The organism is Zhongshania aquatica (genome assembly GCF_027257955.1).
In the GTDB taxonomy this organism is placed as follows: domain Bacteria; phylum Pseudomonadota; class Gammaproteobacteria; order Pseudomonadales; family Spongiibacteraceae; genus Spongiibacter; species Spongiibacter aquatica.
Genome location: NZ_JANZNQ010000005.1, coordinates 98,789 through 118,502, shown reverse-complemented (window position 1 = coordinate 118,502; position 19,714 = coordinate 98,789). Strand labels below are relative to the sequence as shown.

Here is a 19,714-nt window from a genome sequence, read left to right as displayed (position 1 = left end):
AAATGTGTGCGGCAAATGTGAAAGCAAAAAAATTCTAGGATATTAATGTGAATATCGACGCCTTAGAAAAAATGCTCGCCAAAGGAAATGACAGTGCAATGCTGCGTTTTGGTTTGGGTAAAGCTTATCTAGATGATAAAAACATAGAAGCGGCAATAGAACATTTCAAACACTGCGTCGCCCAAGATCCTGATTATTCCGCCGCATGGAAACTGCTTGGTAAATCGCATTTGCAAATGGACGACAAAGCGTCGGCAGAATCCGCATGGCAATCAGGTTTAGAAGTGGCTATGCGCAAAGGTGACAAGCAAACCGAAAAAGAAATTACCGTTTTTTTGAAGAAATTGAAGAAATAAATTTTAACATTAAGTGTCGCTTAGTCAGTGCTAAATACTGGCAATAACTATTGATTCAAACAAAATCGGATAAGTATTTGAATCATATTTCGGTTATTTTCCTATTCGAAAGAGAGCCGGAAAGTCACATTAGCGGACATACCGGATAGCTAAAGTCCGGAATCGATTTGAGAGCGCTTACGCTGTTGATTGTTCTTCACAACGCTTCTGCTTCCTGACCAAATTCCTATGAGTATTGCTGCTATCGAAAGGAAAAGCTGAATTAAAAAGGATGAAAAAAATAATGGAGCACTAGGTACAAGTATGCTGCTAAGGATGTAATGAATAATAATAGAAATAATGTAAACTACCAAAGCATGACTTACTGGCCTTATAAATATGCGACGAGCCAAAAAGAAAAATACTATAATCGATATAATGAAGTCAGGTAAGAAGAAGTACAAAAATACATGGGACGAAAAGTCGATACCATTTTTAATTAAAACGTATGTCACAGCGACAGCAAAGAGCCCTTGGGATAGGGTCAACACCATCGAAAACAAAATAATGATCTTATAATTCAATTTTATCACTCGCCGCATCAGTAACGTTTACTAAATTGTAATCGCTTGGTATCGCTTGTCAGGCTGTATATTAGCTTTCTTCGGAATTTTGGGCTATGCAGATTGCGTCGCAAGTCTATAGCGTCACAATAGCGGACATTTAACTCGATGTCGTACATACGCTTTGAGTTGAGGAGAGCAGCTTTAGCGGCCACCTTTCTTATTAAGCTGAACTTCAGGAAAATTATAGGATTGAGAATTGACGAAAATGCGCATTGCGGCTGTCAAAGAGAACATTGGTGCTATTTTGATAATTGCGCTTCTCCTCTCAGGATACGGATTGTGGTTTTGGGGGCAGTCCGGCGTCATTGAAAGCAGCTACTATTGGGGAACCGTAATTAATAGTGCGAAAACTCCAACAGGAGGAGGTTCTCGTGGTTATTTAGCGCCGTTTTATTCCAGAATGAAAGTTGAAGACGGCAAAATCATATCAGCTGGCTCCCTTTCGTTACTAAAAATCGATTCAGTAGTATGCGTCCAAACTCTAAGAAATAAAAACGATAGGGCGCTTTATTACAATGTTGTTGAAGCTCAACTATGCAGACAAATCAACAAGTAAGAATTACATGTCCGCTTTTTATCAGGTCGGGAAATGCCCCTTAGTTACTGGGAGTGTTTGGCTCTAGCGTCACATTAGTGGACATACAATCGAAGCTAGTTTGATTTGTGGTTAGGTATCAATATGATATTATCATACCTTTCGGACTGACGTAGGATCCGCCATGAGTATGCATCGGAAAACTATCACACTAACGGAACAACAAGAAAACTGGGTGAAGTGTCAGATTGATGGTGGGCATTTCGGCAACGACAGTGAATACATCCGCCACCTTATCAGGCAGGATCAGCATTCCCAAGAGCGCCTTTTAGAGCTTCGGCAGGCGCTTAAGAAGGGTGAGGCCAGTGGCAAATCGCGTCCGCTAGATATGTCTGCTGTTAAAAGGGCTGGGCGTAAAGTTGTCAAGGCTGCTGAGTAGTGCTTGGTCTTGAAATAACGCCCGAGGCGGAATCCGATCTCGTCGATGTTTGGGTCTACACTTGCAACGAGTGGGGTGTTGATCAGGCGGATAAGTATTTGGATCAATTGGAGCGTGGCATCAATCAACTGATCGATCATCCTGAACTGGGACTCGATTATTGTCACGTACTCCCCGGTTATCGCCAGCTTCACCAGGAGCACCATTTGGTATTTTATCGACTAGAAAAACACAACATTCTTATCGTTCGGGTGCTGCATGAGAACATGGACGTACCTCGTCGACTTGCGGAATAGATATTAAGGGGCGTCTGATATCGATCGACCAAGGGACGCCATGATAGACCGTCTGCTTTTTTACCATCATCGGCCAAGGTAGGTAACCTAATAGCTGTTATGCCAATAGGCGATTAGTCCCAATTTTTTCCTTAGGAGGACCGGAGTCAAAATGGCAGTATTTGCTCAGCAAAAATCGGTTTGTTGTTGCGGTCTGATTATTGATACAAAAAAGGCGCCCCTCATATTGAGGGGCGCCTTTTTATTTTTTGATATTTTTACCAGTTAAGTATTACAGCATTTCTTTCATCAGCGCCTGCAGTGCCGCTTCGCGATCACCGAGTAGGTCTTTATATTGGCTTAGCATGTTCTGCTTGTCTTGGAATTTCGCGATTTGTGGGCCGTAGTCAGCACTGAGTTTTGTTTTCAGTTTGCCTTCTACTTCGCCGAGTTGCGATTTTAGTTCTGCGCCAAGTACGTCGCCCAATATGCTATCTAGGTTTGATTTGAGTTTGATGGCGGGTTGATCGACCGTACCGTTTACACTCATATTCATGACTAGCTTAGTAACGTCTTCTAGCGCTGCGGCTAGAAGTTTTGCAGTTTTATTGTCGCCTGCAGCGTTGCTAACAAGAAGCTTCGCTTGGTTTACTAGGCCAGCTACTGAGCCTTTCAAGTTATTGCCGTCAATTGAGAAGTTGGCTGCAATATCGGCAATCCCTTTTTCTAACTGCAATGGTAGGTCTGGACTTTGAGACAGCGACATGCCGGATAAGGCTAGCTGTTTTAAACCCATGTTAAACACACTTTTAAGGGTGTCGTTACGCTGGTCAAAAATACCGTCGATGACCAGTTGCGGCTTCTGTTCCATGCCACCGCGTAGCGCCATGGTGATCGGTTTGTTCCAGTAGTCTTGCTTGTCGGTGACGTCGTTAATTTCACCAGAGTAGGCAAGTTTTTCACCGCCGATGACTTGGTAGCCGTCGATCAGAATTTTGCGAATTAATATATTTACCGGCAATTCTGCAGCGGGTTCGCTTGGCGTGGTTTCTTCTTTGTTTGCCATATTGCCCATGGTTTCTTGGTATAGGCTTAGACCACGCTGAACCACGGCGTTGACTTCGTCGCCAAGTAAAAAGCGCAACATGCCTTCGGTGCCTTGATCTAGGCCATATTTAGACAACATACGTTTAGATTGATCGGCGGGTAGATTGGCCGCCCGTGCGGTGAGTGATTTAACCGCAGCGGAATCTGTTTTTAGGTCTTCGTTTAGATTTTCAAACTGACGAAGCTCTGCTTTGATGTCGTCACGTAATTCTTTAGCACCGGCTATACGCTCGATAACATTTTTGTTTTTCAGCTCATCCCAACGTTTTTTATACTGCTCTAAGTGAGCTTGATCTGGGACTTTCTCTGATTTGGCTTTCCAGCGTGACTCGATAGTGGTGAAGCCGTTTTGAATGTCGGTAACTTCAGCTTGGATGGTTGCCTTTTCTTCGGCAAGCAAAGCATTGGGATCGGGTAGGGTGATGCTTGGCATTGAGCTGCCGGTATCTTCTTTTGGCGGCGGCATGCTGCCATCTAAAGTGCCGGGGGTGCTGCGTTCGGTGTACATTTGCAGGCCAGATAATACAACTTCGTCGGCAATTACCTGCATTTTAAACAGGGCTTTGGCATCCACGTCTGCAGAGACTTTTTCGCTTTGTAGCAGATTGCGCATTGGCTCTTGTGGGTTGGCTACAGTAAGGCCGTTCAGCGCAACGTGGGTGGGGTAAAAACTAATGTCAACACTATCGACATCGACGCGAGCACCGACTTGCTTGCTGCCTTCGCGCTCGATCATGAATTTGGCAATGGGTTCGAGGGCGAAAACTACGCCGACGATGGCGACGACGAACAGGATGAGAACGCCCTGTAAAATCCGTTTGAACATTCGATTTATTCTCCAGATGTTATGCGTAATGGTGTGTGTTGGTTTGCTGGTATCCGCTAGCTGTGCAGTGTCGCTAATTCTTGGCTAGTGTGTGTTTGCGTGGCTTGAAGCATAACGCGTTAGCTGGGCGACTTAAACCGTGATCGGTTTTGACCTTCATTTTGGCATTTAGTGCGGATGGAGATTACCTAAATGCTAGGAGAGCTCATCCAACTCTTGATCTAGGTCGTGAATAGAGTAGCGTGCTGATTCAGGATGTTGCTGATAAGCAGCCTGAGCCGCTAGCGCGGTGCGGTGATTGATATTTTTCCACAGTCGCGTTTGCTGTCCTTCATGTTCACGGAAAAGTGAGTACTCGCCGTGATGCTCACGGTCGATAATAATCAAGCTTAGGCTATCTTGCTCGCTGCAGTTCTGGGTGGGGAGTAGCAAGTGAATATTGCGCCCGTCGATGTTGGCGATTTCATTTAATTCGATAGCGTTTGCCATCAGCAGAGCGCAGATGTCACCTTGTTTTGGTGGAATCTGTCTGCCAGCAGGTAGGCGAAGCAGCATTGGATTTTGCCATTGGCAGCGCCAGTGTGACGGGAGCGCTAACATCGGGATTTTGCTAATGGAAACATCGCTAGCGGCAAAGGTAATACACAGCGGAATGATGGCGGGAGCGTTTATTTCTTTGTCATTGCGCAGTCGCACATGCCCGGCATCTAGGCTGCTGTCGCAGCGACCGCAATTGCCGTTACGGCAGCTGCGAGTAACAGGCAGGTCTGCAGCAAGGCAGTGCTCTAATAGGTTTTGATCTGGGTTTATTGGCAGGCTAAGCGCAGTGTCCGTAGTCGATAGCCTTAACGTCGCCATCACTAACTACCTAAGTACTCTGATTCTAATCTTGGTAGCAGTTGAGCCAATGCAAGGGCGCGATGGCTTAGCTGATTCTTTTGTTCTTTGCTGAGCTCTGCTGAACATAGGCCTAGGTTGGCTATATGAAATAAGGGATCGTAACCAAAGCCGTTTGTACCCCGAGGTGCATGCAGAATCTCTCCCTGCCAGAGTCCTTCGCTGACGATTGGCGCTGGATCGTCGGCGTGGCGAACGAAGGCGAGCGCGCAGTGAAAATGGGCGTGCCGATTCGTTTCGCTCTGCAAGGCGTTTATAAGTTTGGCGTTGTTGTCTGCGTCTTGCGCATTTGCGCCAGCGTAACGTGCAGAGTAAATGCCGGGCGCGCCGCCGAGTGCATCTACACAGAGACCTGAATCATCGGCTAGCGCTGCGTGACCCGTTTGCCGTGCCGCGTTGCGCGCTTTAAGAATGGCGTTTTCGATAAAGCTAAGTCCGGTTTCCGCGGCTTCGACAACATCAAAATCTGCTTGGCTGCGCAGCTCTATGCCCAAGCCATTTAATAAATTATTTAGCTCTAAAAGTTTGCCGCGATTGCCGCTGGCGAGAACGACGATGTTGTCAGAAGAGGACACAGGGGCTCCCGCTTAGTTGTCGAGGTACATCAATTTATTAAATTGAATGTCGTAGCTGGGACGATTGTCGACACTCACCGACAGGCGAAAGTCTTGGCGTTCGTCGTTGCTGAGTTCAAATTCGGCGATATAGTAAATCGCGTCTTGTTCGATAATTTCTTTGAAGTCCAGCGGATTGCGATGGATAAGGTCGGAGCTAGTACCTTCAACCTTCGCGCGCACGGCGATATTGCTGGTATCGAGTTGGCGGCGCACAGAAACATTGACGATGAATTTATTTTCGCCGCGCACAATGCCATAGCTTTTAGCAACTTCCGGTGAGAGGAAGGTGGTGTTTAGTACATTGTAGTGAACGGTGTCTTTGCCGAAGTTTGAACTCGTAGGGGTAACCGGCGGAGTTTCTTGGGCGTAGCTGCTAATGCTAAATAAAGTGCTTAGTAGCAGCGCAGAAATTAGTGAAAAATATCGTACTGGTTTCATAGTTACGCTCTGATTTCAGAATTATTTGCTGATGTGATAAACCGCAGTAACGCCGAGTAAATTCGGAAAGCGATTTGCGAGTTCGGACTGACTGTTATCAGCGGCAATGACGCTGCTGTTCAAAATGCGTATGTTCTTTTCTTCACATAGAGCTTCAAAATCCTTCACGGTACAAAAGTGAATGTTTGGCGTGTCGTACCACGTGTACGGCAGGAATTTTGAGACCGGCATTTTGCCCCGATGCCCCAGGTACCAGCGGCTGCGCCAGTGGCCGAAGTTAGGGAAGGTGACAATGCATTCGCGACCGACGCGTAACATTTCGTCGATAACTAAATGCGGGTAGCGCAGGGTTTGCAGCGCCAGTGTCATCACTACCATGTCGAAGCTATCGTCACGAAAGTTTCCCAAGCCGACGTTAAGGTCATGCTCGATAACGTTCACGCCACGAGCAAGTGCAAGGGTGATGTTTTTAGGGTCGATCTCTAGGCCAACACCGGAGATATTTTTCTCTTTCTTAAGTGTCTCTAACAACATGCCGTCGCCGCAGCCAAGGTCGAGCACGCGGCTGTTGGCATTAATCCACGGCTGAATCAGGGTAAGGTCAAAACGCATGGCCAAGCTCCTGTTTTAGTCGTTTCATATAGGCGTGGAAAACGTCCATATAACGGGGGATAGGAATGAGGAAGGCGTCGTGACCGTGATCAGCTTCAATTTCTGCGTAGCTCACTGCTTTGTCGGCGGCCACCAAGGCGTCGACAATTTCCCGCGAGCGCGCCGGTGCAAAGCGCCAATCGGTGGTGAAGGACACCACCATAAATGAACACTTGGCGAGCTTAAATGCTTCCACTGGATCGTCGTTATATTCTCGGGCGAGGTCGTAGTAATCAAGCGCCTTGGTCATCAGTAAATAGGTATTGGCGTCAAAGCTACTTGAGAAGGCCTCGCCCTGATAGCGTAAATAACTTTCTACCTCGAATTCCACGGCGGTGTCTGAACCCGCACCTAGCGAAAGATTGCCGGTTTTAAGTTCGCGACCGAATTTTTGCTTCATTCCGTCTTCAGACAGGTAGGTGATATGGCCGACCATCCGTGCCAGCGCCAGTCCCTGTTTTGGCAACGTATTGTGCTCAAGATAGCGGCCTTCATAAAAATTGGCATCGGATGTAATAGCGCGTCTGGCAATTTCATTAAAGGCGATGTTCTGGGCAGACAGCTTCATGGCCGATGCAATAACAATGCAGTGGCGCAGTGCGTCGGGGTGTTCTAGGGCCCAGCGCATTGCCTGCATACCGCCTAGGCTTCCGCCGATAATGGCTGCCCATTGGCTGATGCCAAAGTGCTGCATCATTAAATATTGGCTTTCTACCCAGTCGCGACAGCGCAGCGGTGGAAAATCTGGCCCCCAGGGTTTGCCGGTTTCGGGGTTGATAGAGGTCGGGCCAGTTGAGCCGTGGCAGCCGCCGATATTATTAATGCTGAGGACGAAGAAGACGTTGGTGTCGATGGGTTTGCCGGGACCGATGCAGCTGTCCCACCAACCGGTTTTGCGATCATCTTCGCTATGTTTGCCCGCCGCATGGTGATGGCCGCTCAGGGCGTGGCAAATTAATATGCCATTGGATTTGTCAGCGTTGAGTTCGCCATAGGTTTCGTAAACGATATCGTGTTCGGGTAGCGCACGACCGCAGGCCAGCTGCAGTGGCTGATCAAAATGCAGCGTCTGGGGCACAACAATGCCAACGCTATCGTTGTCTGCAGGTTGTGGGCTGGGTGGAGCTTGTGTCATGTGGACCCATTTCCTTATTAGCCGCCCCGTACTCATAGAGTCTAGTCGACGGGTTGAAACTTTGGCGTAAACCGTTAAGAACGGAGCTATATATCTGTTTGTACTATGGTAAGCGCCGTGGGTATTTTATTCGGCGCCGTAATCTTTAGGGTTTTCTGCCGACTTTGCGCGCCAGCAGTTAGCGCCACAGCCTGTTTACTCACCCCAAACTCTTTGGCGACAAACTTTATTAAACCGGCGTTGGCTTTGCCGTCTGTCGCCGCTGAGCGAACCCTTATTTTTAATCTATCGCCATGTTCTCCTGCAAATTCGTCGGCACTCGCGCCAGGTTGAATATGACAGAACAACATTAAACTTCCATCTTGCCAGCGATAAAACGCGGGCGTTTCAATCACGGTCTACAGACCCATTATTAACGCGGGGTGCAGACCGGCGCTGGCGGCAACGTGGCGAAGCAGTACTTCAAGCACGTTGATGCATAAAAACACCAAAATGGGCGATAAATCGAGACCGCCCATTGAAGGTAATAGTTTACGAAAGGGCGCCATCACGGGTTCGGTGATTTGATACAGAATTTGCGCCGCAGGATGCGCGCCACCCTGTGCAACCCAACTCATAATGATATTGCCAATGATGGCAAAGAAATACAGGTTAAGTATTGCGCTGCACAGGCCGATGACCGACCAGATTAAGAGCTGCAGTGGGTTGGGGAAGCCACCACCGTATATTTGAAATAAGATGGCAATGCCCAGCGCCTGCGCGATCAGTGCGAGCAACAGTGATGCGGTATCGACTTTGCCTATGCTGGGAATAATTTTGCGCAGTGGTATCACCAGCGGATTGGTCGCCTTAACCAAAAACTGGCAGATGGGATTGTAAAAATCTGCGCGGACTAATTGCAGAATCATACGCAATAAAAAAGCGGCTATCGCTAAGCTAACAACGGTGTTGAGTAGCATGATGGTGATTTCTGCAGCGGCTGTCATGCGCCTTATTCTCCTTCAAGTTCAATTGCGAGTTCTTCGGCACGTACACGGGCACCGTCGAGTGCGTCGGCAAATAATTGCCGTAAGCCACCATCTTCTAAAATATTGATGGCGCGTTCCGTTGTGCCCTTTGGCGAGGTAACACGACGGCGTAATTCCGCCGCATCAACGTCGCTGGCGATGGCCATTTTTGCTGCACCCAATGCGGTTTGCAGCGTAAGTTGTTTGGCGACTTCATCGCTTAAGCCCATGTCTTTTCCCGCAGCCTGCATGGCTTCCATCACTAAAAAGAAGTAGGCGGGGCCGCTGCCAGACACGGCGGTGACCGCATCCAGTTGTGCTTCGCTGTCTACCCATAGTGCCAGACCAACAGCTTCTAAAATGGTGGTGGCCTGTTGACGCTGTGCTTCGCTGACTTGCTCATTGGCATATAAACCCGTTGCGCCACTGCGCACCAGTGCCGGTGTGTTCGGCATGCAGCGAACGATGGCTGGATTGCCACCGAGCCAGCCTGCAAGGCTGCCGCCAGTAACACCGGCAGCAATGGTAATCACCAGTGGTTGGTGCTCTTTTACCGCGGCGGCGATGTCGACTGCGACCATTTTCATAATTTGGGGCTTAACTGCCAGAATCAAGACGTTCACCTGGGCAATAAGCGCATTGTTGTCGCTGCCGGTATTCACCGCAGCGACGTCGCGGAGTTTGGCTAAGCTGTCTGCGTTGGGATCACTTGCCCAAATATTCTCAGCAGCCATGCCGCTAGCGACTAATCCGCCGATAATGCTGGAGGCCATATTGCCGCCGCCAATGAAGCCAATTCGCATCTCTTCCACGTTATTTCCCCATTTACTTTATATCAGCTGCGCCATATGACACTGCGCAGGCTGTAAATTTCCGCGGGCAGTATATCAGCCCCCTTTTCATACTGGCAGTCGCAGTACTGCAGATCATTGCGCGGCTGTAGGTCTTGGCCCAAAAATATCGCTACCAATGCGTACGATGGTTGCGCCTTCGGCGATGGCCGATTCCATATCGCCAGACATTCCCATAGACAGAGTGTCGAGCTTGGCCTCGGGAAATGTCTCCTGCAGGTCTGAGAGTATTGCTCGCAAGGCGGCAAAATTGTGTCGTTGTTGCTGGTTATCGTCGGTATTGACGGGAATGGCCATAAGCCCCCGCAGAGTTAAACGAGGTTGAGTGAGGGCGAGGGTGGCGAGCTCTACGGCATCTTCGATTGCCGCACCAGCCTTGCTGTCTTCATCATTGATGTTTATTTGCAGGCAAATATTTAATGGCGCTAGTTCATCGGGGCGCTGGTCGTTTAAGCGTTGAATTAGCTTTGCGCGGTCTACGCTGTGCACCCAGTCGAAATGGGTGGCGATGGCGCGGGTTTTATTTGCCTGTATGGGGCCAATAAAGTGCCAATTCACGTTGTAGCTGTTGAGTTCGGCTTTCTTATCAAGAGCTTCCTGCAGGTAGTTCTCGCCAACGTCGCAAATGCCAGCATCAATGGCGGCGGCGATCTCTGCCGCATTGCGGGTTTTGGTGACGGCCATGAGTGTTGGCGGCGACTGGCGCTGATAAAGTTGGCAGGCGGAGTCTATCCGCGCCTGAATTGCTGCTATATTGGCTAGTATGTTTGTGTGAATGCTCATGCTTGGGATTATGCCTCAAGCGGTTTGGTACTGCTGCATAGTCTTAAAATAAAAACTTTGTGCTGTACGGCAACCACACCGCGTTATACAGTTTTGAATGGATACTAATTTGTTGGCGGCGGTGCGTGACATATTTGCTTATGGCGATATGCCAAGGGCTAGGTTGGGCTGCTTAATTTGGCGCGATGTTGATTTTTTAGCGGGTAATGAACCCGCAATTGATTAGATGCCGGTAGAGGAATTTCATGGATATTACTGAGTTATTGGCCTTCAGTGCCAAACAAAATGCGTCGGATTTGCATTTGTCTGCGGGCTTGCCACCGATGATTCGGGTGGATGGTGATGTGAGGCGCATTAATTTGCCGCCGCTGGAGCATCGCGAAGTGCATAGTTTGATTTATGAAATCATGAACGACCGCCAGCGCCGTGATTACGAGGAGTTTTTAGAAACTGACTTCTCCTTTGAAGTACCGGGTGTGGCGCGTTTTCGGGTGAATGCCTTCAACCACAATCGCGGTGCCGGTGCGGTATTTCGTACTATCCCGTCTAAGGTCCTGTCTCTGGAAGATCTAGGTATGGGGCAGGTGTTTAAAGATATTTCGATGTTCCCCCGAGGTTTGGTGTTGGTGACCGGGCCAACGGGTTCCGGTAAATCGACCACCCTTGCCGCGATGATTGATTACATCAACGACAATAAATTCGATCATATACTCACCATCGAAGACCCCATCGAATTTGTGCATGAATCTAAAAAATGCCTGCTCAATCAGCGTGAAGTGCATCGCGATACCCACGGTTTTAATGAAGCATTACGCTCAGCTCTGCGTGAAGACCCGGATATTATTCTGGTCGGCGAGTTACGGGATTTAGAAACCATCCGCTTGGCGCTAACCGCAGCAGAAACCGGTCATTTGGTGTTTGGTACCTTGCACACCACTTCGGCGGCGAAAACCATTGACCGGGTGGTGGACGTATTCCCCGGTGACGAAAAGTCGATGGTAAGGTCGATGCTGTCGGAATCTTTGCAGGGCGTTATTTCCCAAACGCTACTCAAAAAGCCGGAAGGTGGCCGAGTGGCAGCCCATGAAATAATGATAGGCACCCCGGCGATTCGTAACTTGATTCGCGAAGACAAGGTGGCGCAAATGTATTCTGCTATTCAGTCTGGTGCCGCGATGGGTATGCAGACTATGGACCAGTGTTTGAAGACGCTGTTGCAGAAACGCTTAATCAACCGCGATGCCGCGCGTTTAAAAGCACGTTTCCCAGAAAATTTCTGATGTATTCAGAATCGCCACATTGCGCTGAGGAGCAATACATTGGAAATTGAAAAACTACTGAGAATTATGCAAGAAAAGGGCGCCTCGGATTTGTTTATCTCCGCAGGCGTTGCGCCGTCGATCAAGGTTAACGGTCAGATGATGCCAATGAGCAGTAATGCGCTAAGTCCCGAGCAAGCCCGCGAAGTGGTTATGGGTGTGATGAATGACCAGCAGCGTCGTGAGTTTGTTCGAGACAAAGAGTGTAATTTTGCGATCAGCGCGCGGGGAATCGGCCGCTTTCGGGTAAGCGCGTTTTATCAGCGCAACTTGGTCGGTATGGTCTTGCGGCGAATTGAAACAAATATCCCGACCACGGAAGAGTTGGGGCTGCCTGAGCAGGTAAAGGATCTGGCGATGACCAAGCGTGGCTTGATCATTTTTGTCGGCGCCACCGGCACGGGTAAGTCAACCTCGTTGGCGGCGATGATTGGCCATCGCAACGAAAACTCCCGTGGCCATATTATTACCGTCGAAGACCCTATTGAGTTTGTGCATCAGCACCGTGGCTGTATTGTCACCCAGCGAGAAGTGGGGATCGATACGGAGTCTTTTGAGGTGGCGCTGAAAAATATGCTCCGCCAAGCGCCGGACGTCATCATGATCGGTGAGGTGCGTACCCGTGAGGCGATGGAACAGGCGATTACCTTCGCAGAAACGGGGCACCTGTGTTTGTGCACCTTGCATGCGAACAATGCTAACCAAGCACTAGATCGAATTTTGCACTTTTTCCCTGCTGAGCGGCACCCGCAATTGTGGATGGACTTGTCGCTGAATTTGAAGGCAATGGTGGCGCAGCAGCTTATTCCCACCCGTGACGGTCAGGGCCGACGGGCCTGTGTAGAAATTTTGCTGAATACACCACTGGCGTCTGATTTAATTCGTAAAGGCGATGTGTCGGCAATTAAAGATCTCATGCGGCAGTCGACTGAACAGGGTATGCAAACCTTTGATCAGGCGCTGTATGACCTCTACGTTAGCGGCGAAATTACCTATGAAGACGCCATCGCTCACGCGGACTCCGCGAATGACCTGCGTTTATTGATTAAATTAGGTGCGGATAACAATCTGGAGAAGATGCAGAAAATTGCCGGCAGTTTGACGATGCAAGAAGATGATAAATCTAAGCCGAGAAGCAAGCCGCTTGGATCGCCGGGCGTTCGTCGCTGAGTGTATTTTTGGCGTTGTGTTAGCTGCGCATCCAACTTTCTAAAATAATGGCCGCGCTGCGGCTGTCTACGGATTGGTTTTTAAAATCTCGAGAGCCGGTGTCGGTAATGATGTCGCCGCGCGCTTCAAAACTGCTCAGGCGTTCATCGGCAAAATGCACAGTAATGCCGAAGCGGCCATGTATGCGATTACCAAACTTTCTCGCCCGCAATGACATTTCAGATACGCTGCCGTCCATATTGAGCGGTAGCCCTACCACCACGGCGTCGGGTTTCCATTCGGCGACTAACTTGTCGATATCTTCCCAGCGTGGAATACCGTCTTTGGCCTGTAATGAGGGTTGAGGGCTTGCGGTGCCAGTCAGCGTTTGACCTGTAGCGCAGCCAATCCAGCGCAGGCCAAAGTCAAAGCTGAGCAAGGTTTGCGGCTTGTCGCTCATTGTTTGCGAAATGTCCTTAGGCGTGGCCACTGTCTGGCGCTATTTGCGAGAAGTTAATGCCGAGAGTGGCAAGCGCGGCGTCGACCTTGTTTTCGGCCGCAACATCGAACAGCACATGCTCGCTAGCCGGTACGGTCAGCCATGTGTTGTCCTGTAGCTCTTCTTCCAATTGACCTGCGTCCCAGCCCGCATAGCCCAGCGCGATAAGGCTTTGTCTTGGGCCGTCGTCGCGGGCAATGGCGTTGAGGATATCAAGCGACGTGGTAAGCGTGATGTTATCGGTGACATCAACACTGGCTTCCCAGTCTTTGCCGTCGCGGCGGTGCAAAACAAAGCCGCGATCGGTGTGCACTGGACCACCTGCGTAGACCGGTTGGTGATGGCTGTATATATGCCCGTCCAGCTCAAGTTGTTCAAGAATTTCATCGACGTCCATATCCAGCGGACGATTGATGATAATCCCCATTGCGCCGTGTTCGTCGTGTTCACAGAGATAGGTAATGCTATGCGTAAAAATCCCGTCTTTGAGCGCAGGGAGTGCGATCAAAAAATGATTTTTGAATGATGGGTAGGTGGTTTTGTTCATGACCTTAGTATCGGTGAAATTACTGCAAACACAAGCGAACCGTTGATAAATTCTGCGGATTTAGCCTTGATTTGTTTTTAGCGATTGGCGTTCGAAGCGCCAAGTACGAACGATCCCCAGGCGATTCTTGCCGTCCAAGACATCGCTGGGAATGGCCTCGTACGGTGCTGCCAAGCGAACAATGCGGTGGGCTGCGCGGTCTAGGATGGCGCTGCCTGAGCTACTGAGAATGCGCACTTCATCTATTCTGCCGTCGGGCATGAGCATGAGTAATAGCCTCAATTCGCCTTCAATTCCCTTTTTGCGCGCCTCTTCTGGGTAATTTGCGTTGCCGACTTTCTCTACTCGTTTTTCCCAGCGATTCAAATAAAGCGCATCGGGCGAGCCCTTGGTGGCAACCGACGTAATAAACTTGGGGCGCGGCATACTCGCGTAATTTTGATTTAGTTTTTCGAGCTGAGCCTCCAGCGCAGATATATTTTCGCTGAGCTGATTGCTCTCGTCGCTGCCATTCCATTGCTGCTGTTGATGGAGCATCCGAGTTTGCTGCGGCTTACTATTACGTGCGGCAATGGCTGTGGTGCTAAGTAGTGAGGCGCTGGCATTGTCAGGCACAGATTTCGCCAGTTTCAGGGCGTCTTCGTCCTGCGCAGTATTGTCATGGAAGGCGCTTTCCGTCGTGGCGCTGAGTTCGGCTTTTTTGTTTAAGGTACCACTGCCTATCTGGTCGTATTGGGCTAAATAGTCGGCTTTGTCCGGCGCATCCTTGCTTTGATACTGCGCAAGAGTGATCTCAAGGCTCGGCAGCTTAATGCGAGTATCAGGCGGAGCAAAGGTGATGCCTAAAATTAGCGCTAGGTGCATTGCCGCGGCGACAATAATAATAAACCCCAGCCGTTCAGGTGGGGCTTGTTCGTCTAGAAAAGGCGTCGCGGGTGCCGTCATTGCCTTACTTACTTTGCCTGTGCAAGTTTTGCGGCGATGCAATCCATCAATTGACCCGCGATATCAGTGCCGAATTGTGTGTCGATCTCGCGAATGCAGGTTGGGCTGGTTACGTTTATTTCAGTAAGTGAGTCACCAATCACGTCTAAGCCGACAAAGAGTAGGCCTTTTTCCCTTGCCACAGGGCCAACTTCGGCGGCGATACGACGGTCAGCGTCGCTGAGTGGTTGCGCTCGGCCGGTGCCGCCAGCGGCCAAGTTGCCGCGGGTTTCGCCTTTGGCGGGAATCCGCGCCAAGCAATAGGGCACAGGTTCGCCATCGATAAGTAAAATGCGTTTATCGCCATCGCGAATTTCTGGCAGGTAGACCTGCGCCATGATGGTGGTTTGACCGTGGTTGGTCAGGGTTTCTAATATAACGCCAACATTGGCATCGTCAGGTTTGAGCCTGAATATTGAGCTACCGCCCATGCCGTCTAATGGTTTCATGATAACGTCGCCGTGCTCGGCATGAAATGCGCGCAATCTCGCTTGATCGCGGCTAACCAAATGTACCGGACCACACTGCGGAAATTGCAGGGCAAACAGTTTTTCATTGCAGTCGCGCAAGCTGCTGGGCTTATTGACGACCCAGGCACCTTGGGTTTCCGCTAATTCGAGAATATGCGTAGCGTAGAGAAATTCGTTGTCAAAGGGTGGATCTTTGCGCATCAGGATGACGTCTAGATCGCCAAGTGCGATATCAGCGGCATCATCTAACTCGTAAAAGTGTGCGGGATCCTTAAACACCTTAAGCACCTGCGCTGAAGCGCGTGCTTGTCCATCGGCCACATAAAGGTCGGCGATGGTCATATAGCTTATTTCCCATTGCCGAGCAGCGGCCGCCCAGAGCATGGCTAAGGTTGAATCTTTCTTGTAGGCGATGTTTTCGATGGGGTCCATCACTACGCCGAGACGAATAGTCATTTTGCTACCTGTGTCTAAAACTTTGCGAATAGGCTTTATTATGGGCGCGAGCTGCGCTAATAATTACGGCCTATAGAATACCGCAAAAATAGCGAAAGTTTGTCTATTGCAGCAATTTTGCTTTACCGACATCATCGGATGATGGTGTCAGCGGCCTTTACGTGGTAAAAAATCATCAAAGCTGTGCGATAAGACATTGGATTGTTGGCGCATCAATCTACAACCTTCACAAGGTTCGCAATTCTTATGGAAGTTAATTTTTCCGACTTAAAAGTTATGATCATCGACGATAGCAAGACGATTCGTCGCACCACTGAAACATTATTGGCAAAAGAAGGCTGTACGGTAGTCACCGCCGTCGATGGCTTTGACGCCTTGGCGAAGATTGCCGATACTAAGCCCGATATTATCTTTGTCGATATTATGATGCCGCGCCTAGACGGCTACCAGACCTGCGCCTTGATTAAAAATAATACTGAATTCAAGTCTACGCCGGTCATCATGCTGTCCAGTAAAGATGGCTTGTTCGACAAAGCGAAAGGTCGCATCGTAGGATCAGATCAATATTTGACCAAGCCTTTCAGTAAGGGTGAGTTGCTCGAAGCAATTCAAAATCACGTACATATAGCGCAAGCCTGATTTGCGTATTTGCCTAACTAAATAACCTTTGAATCGGTTCGTTGACCGGTTTAATGCAGCGTTATGTGCCGCAAAAGCGGTGCTACCGATGAGGATAAAGAGAATGCCACGGGTTCTTATTGTTGACGATTCACCAACCGAAATTTTTAAGATTTCAGAAATTCTTAGTAAGAATGGCTACGAAGTTTTAACGGCGGAAAGCGGTGAACTCGGCCTAGATATTGCTAGACAGCAGATGCCAGATGTCGTTTTGATGGATATCGTCATGCCCGGCCTTAATGGCTTTCAGGCAACGCGCCAGCTGAGTCGTGACCCGAATACCAGTGGTATTCCGGTGATTATTGTGACCACCAAGGATCAGGAAACTGATCGCTTGTGGGGGCAGCGTCAGGGCGCAAAGGGTTATTTGACCAAGCCTGTTGATAGCAAGGGGCTGCTTAAGGCCATCGACGCTGTCTTGAATTAATTAGCAGTTTGTTTAACGGAAGAGATATGCCTAACACGCTGTCATTTGATTATTTACAGAGTCTTGCGCAGAGGTTTCGAGCGGATTTTAGCGCCCTGCCTAGTGCGCGGGACAATCGTGCAATCACATGGAGTGGTGTTGGCTTTCGCATTGGTGAGCAGTACTGCGTCACCGCGATGGATGATATTGCCGAGGTTTTAACGGAACCCGCTGTAACGCGCTTACCCGGTGTAAAACCTTGGGTGCGGGGCGTTGCAAACGTGCGTGGGCGCTTGTTGCCCCTCGTTGATTTAACCGCATTTATCGAAGATCGAGTTAATAGTGAGCAGCGACAGCGCCGAGTGTTAGTGATTGAAAAGGGCGAGATATATCTTGGTCTTATTGTTGATGACGTCTTTGGTATGCAGCATTTTGACGCTGAAACCTTCAGTCTTAAAAGCGATTTAAGCACGCCAGCAATGGCTAACTATATTCAAGGTTGTTATCAGCACGGCCAGCGTCAGTGGCTGGTGTTCCGGCCAGTTCAATTAATAGAAGACGATAATTTTTATACCGTGGCAGCATAAGCCCGGAAATTAACAATACCTAAAAAATTTAGCACTGGGAGTTTGGGGACATGACAGCAGGTAATCAAGGCGCACTCGCGCGTTTGCGATCTAGCCGAGCGGTGAGTGTGCTGGTGATCGTTATACTGGTCGGCTTTGTGGGCGCGGGTTTAAATACCTTCATTATTTTGCGAGATGCGGATTACGATCAGCGCTATCTAGAATTGACCAGTGAAATGCGTTTGTTCGCGCAGCAAATAGCGAATAGTTCGCGGGAAGCGGCACTGGGTGACCAAGACAGTTTTGCTGCGCTATCGCGAGCGGAACGCAATTTTGAACAGTCTCGCAGTACCTTGGTCGATGGTGGCAAAGGACTCCCTTCTCCGGCAGCGATGCTAGGTAGCGACATTGACCGGCTCAATGTATTGGCGGCGCAGATTAGCAGCGCGGCGGATACCATCACTAGCAATAGCGAGCGAATCGTATTCTTGTATCAGGTTGCCGAAACCCTGAATAAACAGCTCCCCGAGTTACAAGAAAACAACAATAAAGTGGTTGAGATATTATTAAAAAATGGCGCATCTGCTAAGCAGGTGGCCATCGCACAACGTCAATCCTGGTTGGCAGAGCGTATTGGCCGCCATGTTGACCGAATGATTGGCGGCGGCGAAGCGGCGACTCAAGCAGCGGAGCAGTTCACCATTGATGCCAGTGAGTTTGCGACCGTGTTAAACGCGCTGTTGTCTGGAAACAGTGCCATCGGCGTCGATCGAGTTAGTAACAGCAGCGCACAAAAAATACTCGCTGCCATTGCGGAGTCTTTCCAGCAGCTTAGCGGTTCGATGGCGAGCATCTTTGAGGTGTCGCCCGAATTATTGAAGTCATCAGAAGCCGCAAAATTAATTGCATCTACTGTTCCAGAGATTACCCAAGTCACCAGTAGCTTGTCGTCTGGCATTGCTAAATTGTCTGAAAAACGGCCGCTTTCTGTGGCGAGTGCCCTGATATTTGTTGGTGTGATTCTGATTGGCTTGGCGATGTTGGCCTGGCAGTCTATGCGCAATACCCAAATGCGTTTGCGTGAAACAGCGGATGCCAACGAACGAAACCAAACGGCAATTTTGCGTTTACTCGATGAATTGGCCGACCTTGCAGATGGCGACCTGACAACCTCAGCAACCGTAACCGAAGACTTTACCGGCGCAATTGCTGACTCCATCAACTATACCATTGACCAATTACGGGTACTGGTATCGCAGATCAACGAAACTGCGGTGGAAGTATCGTCGGCGGCGCAGAGTTCCCAGTCTACGGCCTTAACATTGGCGCAGGCATCGGAGAGTCAGGCCAAAGAAATTGCCGGAGCATCTGCGGCAATTAGCGAGATGGCGCAAACAATCGACCGAGTATCCTCAAACGCCCGCGACTCCGCGGCGGTGGCGCAGCGATCGGTGGCAATCGCCAACACCGGTGCTGAAGTGGTGCAGAACACCATTAAGGGCATGGATAATATTCGTGAGCAGATTCAAGAAACATCGAAGCGTATTAAGCGTCTCGGTGAATCATCGCAGGAAATCGGTGATATCGTTTCGTTGATCAACGACATTGCAGACCAAACCAACATTCTTGCGTTGAACGCGGCGATACAGGCATCGATGGCGGGTGATGCTGGTCGGGGCTTCGCGGTTGTTGCGGATGAGGTTCAGCGTCTTGCGGAGCGGTCATCAGGTGCGACCAAACAGATTGAAGCTCTCGTAAAAACCATCCAGTCAGATACTAATGAAGCGGTTATTTCGATGGAGCAAACAACATCGGAAGTGGTACGTGGTGCGCGACTTGCGCAGGACGCGGGTACGGCACTAACCGAAATCGAAACGGTATCGCAGGAACTGGCAGAACTGATCCAGAACATTTCCAGCGCGGCGGCAGACCAAGCGGTGTCGGCGGGACAGATTTCGTCAACGATGCAGGTAATCCAGCAAATTACGTCGCAAACATCGGCGGGTTCAACGGAGACCGCGAGGTCTATCGGAGCATTAGCGGAAATGACCAACGATTTACGCAGCTCGGTGGCAGGTTTCACACTACCAGAGCAACAATTCTGATTGCCTGCGCCAC

The 19,714-nt window shown here is 49.6% G+C and carries 25 protein-coding genes; 11 read left to right on the top strand and 14 right to left on the bottom strand.

All coding sequences use genetic code 11. From position 1 onward, the window contains the following. The first annotated feature begins 47 nt into the window (after nucleotides 1-47). The 4 genes from O9X78_RS06715 to O9X78_RS06700 all read left to right on the top strand — a co-directional run bounded on the left by O9X78_RS06715 (nucleotide 48) and on the right by O9X78_RS06700 (nucleotide 2,231). On the top strand, nucleotides 48-356 hold the full coding sequence (locus tag O9X78_RS06715) for a tetratricopeptide repeat protein (RefSeq protein WP_269618852.1): 309 nt from the start codon (nucleotides 48-50) through the stop codon (nucleotides 354-356). An 801-nt stretch (nucleotides 357-1,157) separates the two neighbouring features. Beyond that, complete coding sequence (locus tag O9X78_RS06710) at nucleotides 1,158-1,517, top strand: hypothetical protein (RefSeq protein WP_269618851.1); 360 nt, start codon at nucleotides 1,158-1,160, stop codon at nucleotides 1,515-1,517. Nucleotides 1,518-1,680: 163 nt separating this feature from the next. Further along, entirely contained in the window at nucleotides 1,681-1,935 is a 255-nt protein-coding gene (locus O9X78_RS06705; protein ID WP_269618850.1) for a type II toxin-antitoxin system ParD family antitoxin, read from the top strand. Then, complete coding sequence (locus tag O9X78_RS06700; RefSeq protein WP_269618849.1) at nucleotides 1,935-2,231, top strand: type II toxin-antitoxin system RelE/ParE family toxin; 297 nt, start codon at nucleotides 1,935-1,937, stop codon at nucleotides 2,229-2,231. The genes O9X78_RS06705 and O9X78_RS06700 overlap by 1 nt, the downstream gene beginning before the upstream one ends. A gap of 271 nt (nucleotides 2,232-2,502) precedes the next feature. Here O9X78_RS06700 and O9X78_RS06695 read toward each other — a convergent pair whose 3' ends face one another. From O9X78_RS06695 to O9X78_RS06650, 10 genes are all read right to left on the bottom strand, one after another. Further along, on the bottom strand, nucleotides 2,503-4,143 hold the full coding sequence (locus O9X78_RS06695) for a TIGR03545 family protein (protein WP_269618848.1): 1,641 nt from the start codon (nucleotides 4,141-4,143) through the stop codon (nucleotides 2,503-2,505). Between the two features lie 195 nt (nucleotides 4,144-4,338). Beyond that, nucleotides 4,339-5,001 carry a 2Fe-2S iron-sulfur cluster-binding protein gene (locus O9X78_RS06690; RefSeq protein ID WP_269618847.1) on the bottom strand — a complete coding sequence of 221 codons (663 nt, stop codon included), beginning with the start codon at nucleotides 4,999-5,001 and terminating at the stop codon, nucleotides 4,339-4,341. A gap of 2 nt (nucleotides 5,002-5,003) precedes the next feature. Then, a complete protein-coding gene (rdgB, locus tag O9X78_RS06685) occupies nucleotides 5,004-5,615 on the bottom strand; it encodes an RdgB/HAM1 family non-canonical purine NTP pyrophosphatase (protein WP_269618846.1) in 612 nt (203 codons plus the stop codon). A 12-nt stretch (nucleotides 5,616-5,627) separates the two neighbouring features. After that, nucleotides 5,628-6,095: a DUF4426 domain-containing protein gene (locus O9X78_RS06680; protein WP_269618845.1), complete on the bottom strand. Its 468-nt coding sequence runs from the start codon at nucleotides 6,093-6,095 to the stop codon at nucleotides 5,628-5,630. 21 nt (nucleotides 6,096-6,116) lie between these two features. Beyond that, complete coding sequence (gene metW / locus O9X78_RS06675) at nucleotides 6,117-6,707, bottom strand: methionine biosynthesis protein MetW (RefSeq protein WP_269618844.1); 591 nt, start codon at nucleotides 6,705-6,707, stop codon at nucleotides 6,117-6,119. Further along, the gene (gene metX / locus O9X78_RS06670; protein WP_269618843.1) at nucleotides 6,697-7,881 is read right to left on the bottom strand and encodes a homoserine O-succinyltransferase MetX; all 1,185 of its coding nucleotides are present in this window, start codon (nucleotides 7,879-7,881) and stop codon (nucleotides 6,697-6,699) included. The genes metW and metX overlap by 11 nt, the downstream gene beginning before the upstream one ends. A gap of 86 nt (nucleotides 7,882-7,967) precedes the next feature. Continuing rightward, nucleotides 7,968-8,276 carry a DUF167 domain-containing protein gene (locus O9X78_RS06665; RefSeq protein ID WP_269618842.1) on the bottom strand — a complete coding sequence of 103 codons (309 nt, stop codon included), beginning with the start codon at nucleotides 8,274-8,276 and terminating at the stop codon, nucleotides 7,968-7,970. Between the two features lie 3 nt (nucleotides 8,277-8,279). After that, nucleotides 8,280-8,867, bottom strand: coding sequence for a YggT family protein (locus O9X78_RS06660; RefSeq protein ID WP_269618841.1), 588 nt, complete (start codon nucleotides 8,865-8,867; stop codon nucleotides 8,280-8,282). A 5-nt stretch (nucleotides 8,868-8,872) separates the two neighbouring features. After that, a complete protein-coding gene (proC, locus tag O9X78_RS06655; RefSeq protein ID WP_269619013.1) occupies nucleotides 8,873-9,691 on the bottom strand; it encodes a pyrroline-5-carboxylate reductase in 819 nt (272 codons plus the stop codon). 123 nt (nucleotides 9,692-9,814) lie between these two features. Next, complete coding sequence (locus O9X78_RS06650; protein ID WP_269618840.1) at nucleotides 9,815-10,522, bottom strand: YggS family pyridoxal phosphate-dependent enzyme; 708 nt, start codon at nucleotides 10,520-10,522, stop codon at nucleotides 9,815-9,817. 97 nt (nucleotides 10,523-10,619) lie between these two features. Between O9X78_RS06650 and O9X78_RS06645 the strand changes: the two genes are divergently transcribed. Genes O9X78_RS06645 through O9X78_RS06635 form a run of 3 tightly spaced genes read left to right on the top strand, consistent with a single transcriptional unit; the run spans nucleotide 10,620 to nucleotide 13,011 of the window. Next, a complete protein-coding gene (locus O9X78_RS06645) occupies nucleotides 10,620-10,748 on the top strand; it encodes a hypothetical protein (protein ID WP_269618839.1) in 129 nt (42 codons plus the stop codon). 19 nt (nucleotides 10,749-10,767) lie between these two features. Then, nucleotides 10,768-11,802 carry a type IV pilus twitching motility protein PilT gene (locus O9X78_RS06640; RefSeq protein ID WP_269618838.1) on the top strand — a complete coding sequence of 345 codons (1,035 nt, stop codon included), beginning with the start codon at nucleotides 10,768-10,770 and terminating at the stop codon, nucleotides 11,800-11,802. A 39-nt stretch (nucleotides 11,803-11,841) separates the two neighbouring features. Beyond that, a complete protein-coding gene (locus O9X78_RS06635) occupies nucleotides 11,842-13,011 on the top strand; it encodes a PilT/PilU family type 4a pilus ATPase (protein ID WP_269618837.1) in 1,170 nt (389 codons plus the stop codon). 19 nt (nucleotides 13,012-13,030) lie between these two features. On the opposite strand, the gene ruvX is transcribed toward O9X78_RS06635, so the two are convergent. From ruvX to gshB, 4 genes are read right to left on the bottom strand one after another with little or no spacing between them, the layout of a single operon-like run. Continuing rightward, nucleotides 13,031-13,450, bottom strand: coding sequence for a Holliday junction resolvase RuvX (ruvX, locus tag O9X78_RS06630; RefSeq protein WP_269618836.1), 420 nt, complete (start codon nucleotides 13,448-13,450; stop codon nucleotides 13,031-13,033). A gap of 16 nt (nucleotides 13,451-13,466) precedes the next feature. Next, nucleotides 13,467-14,036, bottom strand: coding sequence for a YqgE/AlgH family protein (locus O9X78_RS06625; protein WP_269618835.1), 570 nt, complete (start codon nucleotides 14,034-14,036; stop codon nucleotides 13,467-13,469). Nucleotides 14,037-14,096: 60 nt separating this feature from the next. Further along, on the bottom strand, nucleotides 14,097-14,981 hold the full coding sequence (locus O9X78_RS06620; protein WP_269618834.1) for an energy transducer TonB: 885 nt from the start codon (nucleotides 14,979-14,981) through the stop codon (nucleotides 14,097-14,099). A gap of 8 nt (nucleotides 14,982-14,989) precedes the next feature. Beyond that, a complete protein-coding gene (gene gshB / locus O9X78_RS06615) occupies nucleotides 14,990-15,946 on the bottom strand; it encodes a glutathione synthase (RefSeq protein ID WP_269618833.1) in 957 nt (318 codons plus the stop codon). A 246-nt stretch (nucleotides 15,947-16,192) separates the two neighbouring features. Here gshB and pilG point away from each other — a divergent pair, with 246 nt between their 5' ends. The 4 genes from pilG (at nucleotide 16,193) to O9X78_RS06595 (ending at nucleotide 19,701) form a co-directional block, all read left to right on the top strand. Further along, nucleotides 16,193-16,585, top strand: coding sequence for a twitching motility response regulator PilG (gene pilG, locus O9X78_RS06610; protein WP_269618832.1), 393 nt, complete (start codon nucleotides 16,193-16,195; stop codon nucleotides 16,583-16,585). A gap of 103 nt (nucleotides 16,586-16,688) precedes the next feature. Further along, nucleotides 16,689-17,051: a twitching motility response regulator PilH gene (pilH, locus tag O9X78_RS06605; protein ID WP_269618831.1), complete on the top strand. Its 363-nt coding sequence runs from the start codon at nucleotides 16,689-16,691 to the stop codon at nucleotides 17,049-17,051. 26 nt (nucleotides 17,052-17,077) lie between these two features. Further along, nucleotides 17,078-17,617: a chemotaxis protein CheW gene (locus tag O9X78_RS06600; RefSeq protein WP_269618830.1), complete on the top strand. Its 540-nt coding sequence runs from the start codon at nucleotides 17,078-17,080 to the stop codon at nucleotides 17,615-17,617. A 50-nt stretch (nucleotides 17,618-17,667) separates the two neighbouring features. Continuing rightward, complete coding sequence (locus tag O9X78_RS06595; RefSeq protein ID WP_269618829.1) at nucleotides 17,668-19,701, top strand: methyl-accepting chemotaxis protein; 2,034 nt, start codon at nucleotides 17,668-17,670, stop codon at nucleotides 19,699-19,701. Nucleotides 19,702-19,714 lie beyond the last annotated feature (13 nt).